The following is a 10,157-nucleotide window of genomic DNA, read 5'->3' on the forward strand; positions in this document are numbered from 1 at the left end:
GGCGCGTGGAGGCGTGAGTGTCGACAACTGGCAGCGGAGCCGGGCGCCACGCCCGTCTGGGAGGCGGCGGGCGGGGTGACGCCGTAACAGAAAGCGGCGACATCACCTCCATGGTGCTCGCCGCCCGCGCCGGCGACCGCCAGGCCGCCGAGGCGCTGATCGCCGCTCACCTCCCCCTCCTGTACCGCGTCGTCGGCCGCGCCCTCGGCAGCCATGCCGACGTCGACGACGTGGTGCAGGAGACTGTGCTGCGAGCACACCGTGATCTCCCGTCGCTGCGGGCGCCGGAGAGCTTCCGGTCCTGGCTGATCGCCATCGCCATGCGCCAGATCAGCACCCGGCTCCGCCAGTGGCAGCACGACCGTGACCGGTCCGCGTCCCTCGAGGACGCGACGCAGGTCGCCGATCCGGACGCCGAGTTCGCCGACGCCACCCTGCTGCGCCTGGACGTGTCCGCCCAGCGCCGCCAGGTCGCCCAGGCGGCCCGCTGGCTCGACACCGACGACCAGGAACTGGCCACCCTGTGGTGGCAGGAGGCGGCCGGCGCACTGACCCGCGCCGAGGTGGTCGCGGCGCTCGGCATCAGCTCGGCACACGCCCGGGTCCGCATTCAGCGCATGCGCCACCAGCTGGAGTTGAGCCGCCATGTGGTCGCCGCCCTGGAGGCCGACCCGCGCTGCCCGCGGCTGACCGCGGTGGCGGACGGCTGGGACGGAGCCCCCGGCACCCGGTGGCGCAAACGCTTCGCTCGCCATCTACGCGAATGCGATCAATGTGGTGCTGTCAGCAGCGGTTTCATTCAGCTCGAACGCCTAATCATCGGGGCGTCGCTGACGCTCCTGCCGGCGGCCATCGGTAGCTTGGCGGCGGCCGGCCTGCTGTCGGGCGGCTCTTCATCGGCCGGCTTCTTGTCGGCCGGTTCTTTGTCCGGCTCTATTTCCGGCGTTGCTGCCACCGGTGGTGCGACTGCGGCGTCGGCGGGAAAGACGGTGGGCGGCGGGGTCGCGGCGTGGTTCGGCCAGTTCGCCGGCGCGAAGGCAGTCACCGCGGTCGTGGTCAGCGTGACCGTCTCCGGCGGGGTCTACCTCGCCCTGCCCGAAGACCCACCCCGGCCACCTCGCGCCATCGCCCCCGCCCCGGTGCCCACCCAGTCCACCAAGTCCTTCCGGACCACCCGGCCCTCCGCCACACCGTCTCGCCCGGCGGCCTCACCCAGCCCGGCCGGGCTCGTCCCGCGCGGTCAGGTGCTGATCCGCCCGGCGGGACAACCCGGCACCGTCGTGGCCCTGGACGGAAACTTCATGGTCCTGGGCGCCGGTCCCGGGGTCGTGGTCACCGTGAGCCCGGGGATCACCGACCCGAAGTGCATCACGATGCGCTCCGCCGACGGGCGGTACGTCCGGCACGCCTCCTTCCAGATCCAGCTCAACGAGGACGAGGGCCGGCAACTGTTCCGCGAGGACGCCACCTTCTGCCCCCATCCCGGCCCCGCCGCAGGCACCATCCGGCTGACGTCGTTCAACTACCCCGACCGGTTCGTACGGGTCCTGGACGGCAGGCTCCGCCTGGATCCCGGCGAGAAGACCGACGCCTACATCGAGCAGTCCACCTTCACCCTGACCCGGCCGTAGCGCCGCTCGTTCCCGGGGCTCGCGGATCCCGCGCCCGCTGGATCGAGGGCTGAGCGGCACTTTGTTGGGACGGGGCCGGGCGTGCGTGCTGTTTCGCAGGTGGTGAGCCAGCACCGGGAGCCGGCTGGTGGGGTGGCTTTTCTTGGATGGTAACCGTGGTTACAGTGTCGGGGTGGAGGGTGCGAGGGGGACAGGGCGGTGGGTGCTGTTGTCGTATCGGATTCCGCGGGAGCCGTCGCAGCCGCGGATCGCGGTGTGGCGCAAGCTGGAGCGGCTCGGTGTGGCTCGGCTCGGTGACGGGCTTGTCGCGCTGCCCGCCGACGACCGGACCCGGGAGCAGCTCGACTGGGTTGCGGAGGAGGTTGTCGACAACGGGGGCACCGCGACCCTGTGGATCGCCGAACCCGGTGGTGCTGAGCAGGAGCGGGCCGTCGTTGAGGGATTGCGGGTGGCGCGGGCGGCCGAGTACCGGGCGGTCAGCGAGGAAGCCCGCGCGGCGCTGACCGTGGAGAGCGAGCGTGTCCGGGTGGTGCGCCGGCTTCGGGGTGAGCTGCGGCGTATCGCCGCACGTGACTACTTTCCACCGCCCGAGCGGGAGGTTGCCCGGCTCGCGGTGCGGGAGCTCGCCGAGCCGGCGCCCACGTCGGCCGAGCCGGCGCCCACGTCGGCCGAGCCGGCGTCGACGACTGTGCGGGAGAAGGCATCTGTGCGGGAGAAGGCATCTGTGCGGGAGAAGGCATGAGGTGGGCGACGCGGGCCGGGGTGCACATCGACCGGGCGGCCTGTGCCTGGCTGATCCACCGGCACATCGACGCGGAGGCGGAGTTCGTCTTCGTCGGCGATCTCACCGCGGTGCCGGGTGACGCGACGCCGTTCGACATGCGGGGCGTTGAGCTGGGTCATCACCGGGGAGACTGCTCGTTCGAGACGATTCTGCGCCGGTACGAGTTGCATGATCCGGTGCTGTGGAAGATCGCCGAGATCGTGCACGAGGCGGACCTGGCCGACGAGCGGTACGACGCGCCGGAGGGGCCCGGGTTCGACGTGATCCTGCGGGGCCTTTCGATGATCTGCGACGACGAGCGTGTCCTGGCTCTGACCGGGCCACTCTTCGACGGCCTCTACGAATATCAGCGCCGAGCCGTGCTGCTGAACCGCACTCCTGGTTGAGGAATCCACAGTGACAACGACCGAGCCCGACAGCCCCGTACCGACCGCGACGGCGGGCGATGTCATCCCCTTCCGGCAGGCCGTGCGTGCCTGGTTCACCATCTCGCTGCAGACGTTCGGCGGGCCCGCCGGGCAGATCGCCGTCATGCAGCGGCATCTTGTCGACGAGCACCGCTGGATCGGGCAGCGCCGGTTCCTGCACGCTCTCAACTACTGCATGCTGTTGCCGGGTCCGGAGGCTCAGCAGCTTGCCATCTACGTCGGGTGGCTGCTGAACGGTATCCGGGGTGGTCTGGTCGCCGGGACGCTTTTTGTTCTGCCGGGCGTAGTGGCCTTGCTTGCATTGTCGATCGTCTATGTGCGGTTCGGCGACACCACGGTTGTCAACGCGATTTTCGCCGGTCTCGCGCCGGCTGTGGTGGCGATCGTGGTGCAGGCGGTGTGGCGGGTCGCGGGGCGTGCGCTCGTGAACCGTACACTCGTCGCCTTTGCTGTTGTGGCATTTGTTGCTCTTGCCATTTTTGGATTGCCGTTTCCGGTCGTGGTGGCCGGCGCGGCATTGGCGGGGTGGGCGTTGCACCGGTGGCGGCCTGCCCTGGTGGAGTCGGCCGGAGGGCATGGCGCGGCCTCGGACGGCCCGCAGCCGTTGATTTCCGACGACGCGTTGCATCATGAGGGGCCGTCGGGGCGCCGGACCGCGATGATCCTCGGTATCGGAATGGTGGCCTGGTTCTTCCCGGTCGTGCTGTTTGCCGCTTTCACCGGCCGGGACAGCGTTTATACGCAGCAGGGGCTGTTCTTTTCCGGTACGGCGGTGGTGACGTTCGGCGGGGCCTATGCCGTGCTGGCTTTCGTGGCGCAGCGCGCGGTTGAGCATTACGCGTGGCTGTCCGCCGGGGACATGGTTCGTGGGCTCGCTCTCGCCGAGAGCACCCCTGGGCCGCTGATCATGGTGGTGCAGTTCGTGGCGTTCCTCGGCGCGTACGGTAATCCCGGCAGCCTCGATCCGTGGGTCGCCGGTGTGGTGGCGTCTTTGCTGACCACCTGGGTGACGTTTGTGCCGTGCTTCCTGTTCATCCTGCTCGGAGCGCCCTATGTCGAGCGGCTGCGGGGTAATCGCTCGCTGTCGGCGGCATTGACGGGCATCACGGCGGCGGTGGTGGGTGTCATCGCCAATCTCGGGCTGTACTTCGCGGTTCACACCCTTTTCGAGGATCTGCGCGAGGTGGAGGCCGGGCCGTTGCACCTGACGCTGCCCGATCTCGCATCGGTGCGCCCGGCACCGCTGGCCATCGCGGTCGTCGCGGCCGTCCTGATCTTCTGGCGGTCGTGGTCGGTGCTGCGGGTGCTGGGGGTCTGCGCCGCGCTCGGCCTGATCGCGGGCCTCTTCGGCCTGCCCGGCACCTGACCTAACACCCCGGCTGGCTGTCAGAGGTGCTTTTCGGGCTCGGAGGCACCCCTCACGGCCAGCTGGTTCGCTCGGCTGGTTGTCAGAGGTGCCTTGGGGCCGCGGAGGCACCCCTCACGGCCAGCTGGTTCGCTCGGCTGGTTGTCAGAGGTGCTTCGGGGGCGCGGAGGCACCCCTCACGGCCAGCTGGGCGTGAGGGGCTGGCTGTCAGGGGGCCGGACGTGTCGAACGTCCGGCCCCCTGCGAAACGCCTCAGTCCAGGGCGCCCTTGATCTTGTTGACCACGTTGGCGACTCCCTGCGCGTGGGCCCCGGCGCCCGTACCCGGCTTGCCCTTGCCCATCGAGCCGTCGTAGGTGACGTAGAGCTTCGGGTCCGGTGCCGGCCCGAGCGGCCGGTCGTCAGTGAGCGGCTGCGCGTCCGGCACATAGACGATCTCGTCCTTGCCGTTCAGCGTCGGCCCGTGCGCCCACCGGCCCTCCCCGGCGGTGCTCTCCGGGTCGAAGCTGTAGAACGTGTGGTTGGCCTCGGGGTGCTCGAACTCGGCGTTGGAGTCCTCGATGCCGCTCTCGGTGAACCCGTCGGCGATCAGCTGCTCGATGCCGAGCAACCACTGCTGCTGGTGGTACGTGTCGCGGGCCAGGTTGAACTGGAGCATGTCCTTGACCCCGCGGTCGTCGGTCATGTTGTAGACCCGGCTGGTCATCAGCCGGCTCTGCGCCTCGGCGGCAACATTGGACCGGAAGTCGCTGAGCAGGTTGCCGCTGGCGACGATGTATCCGGTGTTCCACGGCGTGCCCTCGGAGTCGCGGGGGAGCGCGCCGCCGCCGCTGACGATGGCGTGCTGCGGGCTCATCCCGCCGATCACCGCGGCGAGCAGGGGGTTCGCGGCCGCGGCCTTCTCGGTGGCCTCGCCGGGCGCGCCTTCGAGGAGGCGGGCCAGCATGGTCGTGAGCATTTCGACGTGACCGATCTCCTCGGTCGCGATGTCCATGATCATGTCTTTGTACTTGCCGGGCACCCGGCACGACCAGCCCTGCCACAGGTACTGCATCATCACGGTCATCTCACCGAACTGGCCACCCACCAGCTCCTGCATCTTCCTCGCGAGCAGCGCGTCCGGCTTTTCCGGCTTGGCCTGGAACTGCAGGTAGTCGACGTGCTTGAACATCTGAGTGCTCCTCTCGGTGGGGGTGTTGCACGTAGATCCGGCTACCCGTGGAATTGACCTGTTGAGGTCAGCCGAGGCCCGATCGGGCCGACGTGGCGGGGCAAACCGGCGCCATGGTGGTTCTGGACCTCGCTGCGCCGTTGAAGAAGAAGGTCGCCCGTGTGGCGCCGTGGTTCGGCCCCGCTTTCGTGGCCGCGATCGCGTACGCCGACCCCGGCAACTTCGCCACCAACTTCACCGCGGGAGCGACGTACGGCTACCTGCTCGTCTGGGTGATCGTGGGCGCCAACCTGATGGCGATGCTGATCCAGTCACTGTCCGCAAAGCTGGGCCTGGTCACCGGCCGTGACCTGCCCGAGTTGTGCCGCGCCCATCTGCCCCGTCCGGTGTCACGCGGCCTCTGGGTGCAGGCCGAGCTGGTGGCGATGGCCACCGACCTCGCCGAGATAGTCGGCGGCGCCCTTGCCCTCTACCTGCTCTTCGGCATGCCGCTACCGCTCGGCGGCCTGGTCACCTGTGTGGTGGCGTTCGCGCTGCTGGAGCTTCACCGGCGCGGTGTCCGCCGGTTCGAGGCGGTGATCGGCGCGCTGCTCGGGGTGATCCTCGTCGGCTTCCTCTACACCGCCCTGCGCGCCGGCGGTGACGGTGCCGCCTTCGCCTCCGGGATGATGCCGTCGTTCGCCGGCACCGACAGCCTGCTGCTGGCCACGGGCATCCTCGGTGCCACAGTGATGCCGCACGTGATCTACCTGCACTCGTCGCTGACCAAGTCCCGCGCCGCGGCGGCTTCCGGCCCGGCCCGGCTCCGTAAGGCGCTGCGTTACCAGCGTGTCGACACCCTCGTCGCCCTCGGCGCGGCCGGCCTGGTCAACCTCGCGATGCTGGTGATCGCGGCGCAGCTCTTCTTCGGCTCCTCGATCCCCGGGACCGATACCCTGGAGGGCATCCACCGGGGGCTCGCGACAGTTCTGGACGGGCACGCCGCGCTGGCCTTCGGTATCGCGCTGCTCGCCTCCGGTCTCGCCTCCTCCGGCGTTGGCACCTATGCGGGCCAGGTGGTGATGCAGGGCTTCATCCAGCGCAGCATCCCGCTGATCGCCCGCCGGCTGATCACGATGGCTCCGGCGATGGTGGTCCTGCTGATCGGCGTCGATCCGACGAGCGCCCTGGTCTGGTCGCAGGTGGTGCTCTCGTTCGGTGTGCCGTTCGCGCTGGTGCCGCTGATCTGGCTGACCCGCCGCCGGGACGTCCTCGGTGACCAGGTCAACCATCCGATCACGACAGTCGTCGCCGCGGGCGTGGCGGCGCTGATCATCGCCCTGAACGCCTTCCTGCTGGTCAGAATGCTTGGTTGAGCGCTGGTCAGAATGCTTGGTTGAGCGCTGGTGAGAACGCTTGGTTGAGCGCAACTTAAAGGGGAATCCGGCCCCGCATGGTTGCCCTACAGCAGACCGGCGCTGCCGGCCAGAGCGGCCGCCTCGGCACGGCTGGAGACGTGCAGCTTGCGCAGCAACGTCGCGGTCAGCCGCTTGACGGTCCGTTCGGAGACGTGCAGTTTCCCCGCGATCTCGATCGTCGACGACCCGCCGGCGATCAGCCGGAGCAGGTCCCGCTCGTCGTCGCTCAGCGCGGTGGTCGCCGGATGAACCTGGCGCTGGTTGTTCTCCAGGAGGACGGCGAGCAGGCGTTCCGGCATCACCACCCAGCCGTCGATGGCGGCGAGCAGCGGCTGGAGCAGGTCGGCGGCGTCGCTGCTCTTGGGCAGGAACCCGCTCGCGCCCGACCGCAGTGCCTCGACCGCGATCGACGGGTCCTCGTCGCCGGACATGGCGAGGACCCGGGCGCGGGGCGCGGCCTGCCGTACCGCGGCGATCGCGCGGAACCCGCCGGGCGGCGGCATGTGTAGGTCGACGAGCACGACGTCGGGCACCGCGTGCCGCACCACACTCGCCGCGTACGCCGCATCCCCGGTCGTCGCCACCACGGTGGCCCGCCCGTCGCTCACCTCGGGCAGCAGAAGTTCCAGTCCCCGTACAAGAAGGTCATGGTCATCGATGATTGCCACTCGGATTCCGGTGCGCATGGCGCTCGGTTGCCCCGCCCGGAGCCAGTTATGCGAATGAGAAGGAGGCGGCCGGCGGCCGATCCCGGCATGCTGCTGGTCCGCAGCGTCTGCCACGAGTTGCGGCCGCCGATGGCGACGCTGGCCGGACTGCTCCGTGCGCTGGAGAACGCGCCTGCCGAGCCGCGGCGGTCCGAGCTGGCGCGCCTGGCGGCGGAACACGTCGCGTACGCCGAGGCCGTTCTCGGTCAGGCTTCGGACACCGTGCTGGGCCTCGGTGACCGGGCGGTACCGGCGGCACCGCTCGGCAGCATCCTTCCCGCGGTGGCGGTCACGGCTCCGGCGGGAGAGCTCGAGGTGTCGGCGAGCCGCGCGGCGCTGCGCTGGCCGGTGCACCCGCAGCGCACCCAGCAGATCCTGATCAACCTGGTGAGCAACGCGGTGCGGCACGCCCCGGGCCCGGTCCGGCTCCGTGCCGCGGTACGGGCACGCCGGGTCCGCATCGCCGTCATCGATCACGGTCGTCCCACGCCGGTCCTGCACGCCGCCCTGCAACGGCGGACCCCGCCGCCGGACGACCGCGGGCTGGGCCTGTGGGTGGTCCGCGAGCTGATCACCGAGCTCGGCGGTGAGGTACGCGCCCGTCAGCTCACACCCGCCGGCCTGGCCATGGAGGCGACGATGCCCCGTTACCGGAGCGGCTGACCCGTGTGGGCCGCCGATCGGCCCGGGCGGGTCACCGGCGCGGGAACTCGGCCGGGCATGACACCGAACCTGACGATGCGGACTCTCATCCTCGCGCCCTGGCTGGTGGCGTTGCTGTTCGCCGGATCGGGCGTGCGGCACGGTCTGCTGGCCCTCGTGATCATTCTGGTCTGGGTGGCCCCGCTGATCCGCGACAGGCGCCGGCTTACCGTGTGATGAGACCCGACCGGGCCTGCGGATGCGCCCTCAGCTCCGTGGTCGGTGAGAGCAGGGAACCGGCTGTCCCCGCGGCGATCAGCGTGTCCAGCACCGTCGCCTGCGGGTTGACGACGTAGTACGAGTACCCGCACCGCAGCGCTGCCCTGCGCCCCTCCAGCAGGCTCCGGATGCCGGCCGCGGCCAGGAACGGCACCCGCGCCAGGTCGATGACCAGCGCCTCGATGCCGCTCTGCTCGGTGGCGTTGACGATGATCAGGCTGAGCGCCTCGCTGCTGTCGCCGTCGATCTCGCCGTCGATCGCGATGCGGACGACGCCGTCGCCTTCGTCGTACTTGCGTACCGTGAACGGGCCGTTCATCTGCCGTCCTCTCCTGCTCTCCGACGGACCGGTCCGAAACGCCTCCGGCGGACCCTCCGAAACGCCTTCGGCGGACCCTCCGAAACGCCTTCGGCGGACCCTCCGAAACGCCTTCGGCGGACCCTCCGAAACGCCTCCGACGGACCCTTCGCAGCGTCTCCGACGGACCCTTCGCAGCGTCTCCGGCGGACCCTCCGCAACGGTGAAGGGATCAGCAAGGTTCCCTCTCGCGCCGCTTCCATTCCAGTGTCGCGGCATCGATTCGCCGACGGGGCCGCCCTCGACAATTTACGCCTGACCAGGGAGTTTGCGAGGTGAATAGGCGGGTAGCCCGGCCCGATGACTTCCCCTGCCGAGGACTTTCTGCCCGAGCATCACACCGAGCTCGTCAACCAGCTCGCCGACTGGGTGGGCGTACCGTCGGTGGCCGGTCTCCCGGAGCACGAGAGGGACCTGGTGCGGTCGGCGAACTGGCTCGCCGCGGTGCTGCGCGACACCGGATTTCCAACGGTGGAGGTGTGGAAGGAGCCGGGTGCGCCGCTCCGGACGCGCCGACGGTGCTCATTTACGGTCATCACGACGTGCGGGCGGCCAAGGAGGAGTGGGACGAGACCACCCCGTTCAAAGCCGTGATCAGGGACGGGTACGTCTACGGCCGCGGCAGCTCGGATGCGAAGGGCCAGGTCCTCGCCCACGCGCCGGTGGTGTATTTCGGCACCGGACTGCCCGAGGACCGCTGGCACGACAGCGACGAGCGAACCTCGATCAAGGTGCTGCTCGCCGGCGCCGCGACCCTCGCCACCCTGTGGCCCAGCCTGGCATCCGGCTGAGCCACCGTTCCGCGGATCAGTAGCGCCGGCGCAACACGACCATGCTGTGCGCCGGCGCCTGCAGATCGCCCTGCGCCTTGACGTGCCCGTGCCCGGGAGGCGAGGCGGCGAGCAGCGGGTCCGCGGTGTTCACCACGATCTCCCACATCTGCCCGTACGCCTGTTCCGGGATGGTGAACTCGTGCTCCTCGGGCGAAGCGTTGAACAGCAGCAGGAACGAGTCGTCCTTGATCTTCTCGCCGAGCGCGTCGGACTCCGGGATGCCGTCGCCGTTGAGGAACACGACGATGGTGTGCCCGATCCGGTCGTCCCAGTCGTGCTCCGACATCGGCTCGCCGTCGCGGCGCAGCCAGGCGATCCCCGGCAGCTTGGAGTCGCCGGCCGGCTCCCCGGTGAAGAACCGGCGGCGGCGGAAGATCGGATGCTCGGCGCGCAGCTCGGTGAGCTGCTTGACGAACTGTGTCAGGACGTCGTACTGGCCGGCGCTTTTCCAGTCGACCCAGCTCAGCTCGGTGTCCTGGGCGTACACGTTGTTGTTGCCCTGTTGGGTGCGGCCGAGTTCGTCGCCGTGGGCGATCATCGGTACGCCCTGGCTGAGCAGCAG

11 protein-coding genes and 1 pseudogene are annotated in these 10,157 nt (G+C 69.8%); 8 read left to right on the top strand and 4 right to left on the bottom strand.

Features of this window, described 5'->3' with window-relative positions; all coding sequences use genetic code 11:
* The first annotated feature begins 17 nt into the window (after nt 1-17).
* The 4 genes from ACFQV6_RS41235 (at nt 18) to chrA (ending at nt 4,209) form a co-directional block, all read left to right on the top strand.
* Nucleotides 18-1,631, top strand: a complete 1,614-nt coding sequence (locus ACFQV6_RS41235) for a sigma-70 family RNA polymerase sigma factor (protein WP_378033173.1) — start codon at nt 18-20, stop codon at nt 1,629-1,631.
* 172 nt (nt 1,632-1,803) lie between these two features.
* Nucleotides 1,804-2,373: a Chromate resistance protein ChrB gene (locus ACFQV6_RS41240; RefSeq protein ID WP_378033174.1), complete on the top strand. Its 570-nt coding sequence runs from the start codon at nt 1,804-1,806 to the stop codon at nt 2,371-2,373.
* Entirely contained in the window at nt 2,370-2,801 is a 432-nt protein-coding gene (locus ACFQV6_RS41245) for a chromate resistance protein ChrB domain-containing protein (RefSeq protein ID WP_378033175.1), read from the top strand. Before ACFQV6_RS41240 ends, ACFQV6_RS41245 begins: the two co-directional genes overlap by 4 nt.
* 10 nt (nt 2,802-2,811) lie before the next feature.
* On the top strand, nt 2,812-4,209 hold the full coding sequence (chrA, locus tag ACFQV6_RS41250) for a chromate efflux transporter (RefSeq protein ID WP_378033176.1): 1,398 nt from the start codon (nt 2,812-2,814) through the stop codon (nt 4,207-4,209).
* A 252-nt stretch (nt 4,210-4,461) separates the two neighbouring features.
* On the opposite strand, the gene ACFQV6_RS41255 is transcribed toward chrA, so the two are convergent.
* On the bottom strand, nt 4,462-5,379 hold the full coding sequence (locus ACFQV6_RS41255; RefSeq protein WP_378033177.1) for a manganese catalase family protein: 918 nt from the start codon (nt 5,377-5,379) through the stop codon (nt 4,462-4,464).
* 113 nt (nt 5,380-5,492) lie between these two features.
* On the opposite strand from ACFQV6_RS41255, the gene ACFQV6_RS41260 reads away from it, so the two are divergent.
* Nucleotides 5,493-6,734, top strand: coding sequence for an Nramp family divalent metal transporter (locus tag ACFQV6_RS41260; protein ID WP_378033178.1), 1,242 nt, complete (start codon nt 5,493-5,495; stop codon nt 6,732-6,734).
* 86 nt (nt 6,735-6,820) lie between these two features.
* On the opposite strand, the gene ACFQV6_RS41265 is transcribed toward ACFQV6_RS41260, so the two are convergent.
* The gene (locus tag ACFQV6_RS41265; RefSeq protein WP_378033179.1) at nt 6,821-7,444 is read right to left on the bottom strand and encodes a response regulator; all 624 of its coding nucleotides are present in this window, start codon (nt 7,442-7,444) and stop codon (nt 6,821-6,823) included.
* Nucleotides 7,445-7,498: 54 nt separating this feature from the next.
* Between ACFQV6_RS41265 and ACFQV6_RS41270 the strand changes: the two genes are divergently transcribed.
* Nucleotides 7,499-8,146, top strand: a complete 648-nt coding sequence (locus tag ACFQV6_RS41270) for an ATP-binding protein (protein ID WP_378033180.1) — start codon at nt 7,499-7,501, stop codon at nt 8,144-8,146.
* A 57-nt stretch (nt 8,147-8,203) separates the two neighbouring features.
* Nucleotides 8,204-8,362 (top strand): hypothetical protein, encoded by a 159-nt coding sequence (locus tag ACFQV6_RS41275; RefSeq protein ID WP_378033181.1) that lies wholly within the window; start codon nt 8,204-8,206, stop codon nt 8,360-8,362.
* Here the strand turns inward: ACFQV6_RS41275 and ACFQV6_RS41280 are convergent.
* Entirely contained in the window at nt 8,352-8,723 is a 372-nt protein-coding gene (locus tag ACFQV6_RS41280; protein ID WP_378033182.1) for an STAS domain-containing protein, read from the bottom strand. The genes ACFQV6_RS41275 and ACFQV6_RS41280 overlap by 11 nt on opposite strands.
* A gap of 518 nt (nt 8,724-9,241) precedes the next feature.
* Between ACFQV6_RS41280 and ACFQV6_RS41285 the strand changes: the two genes are divergently transcribed.
* Nucleotides 9,242-9,553, top strand: coding sequence for a M20/M25/M40 family metallo-hydrolase (locus tag ACFQV6_RS41285; protein ID WP_378033183.1), 312 nt, complete (start codon nt 9,242-9,244; stop codon nt 9,551-9,553).
* Between the two features lie 16 nt (nt 9,554-9,569).
* Here the strand turns inward: ACFQV6_RS41285 and ACFQV6_RS41290 are convergent.
* Nucleotides 9,570-10,157: pseudogene (locus tag ACFQV6_RS41290) on the bottom strand (glycogen debranching enzyme); the annotation flags it as partial.

Origin of the sequence: Actinoplanes sp. GCM10030250 (assembly GCF_042666575.1) — a bacterium.
GTDB lineage: Bacteria > Actinomycetota > Actinomycetes > Mycobacteriales > Micromonosporaceae > Actinoplanes.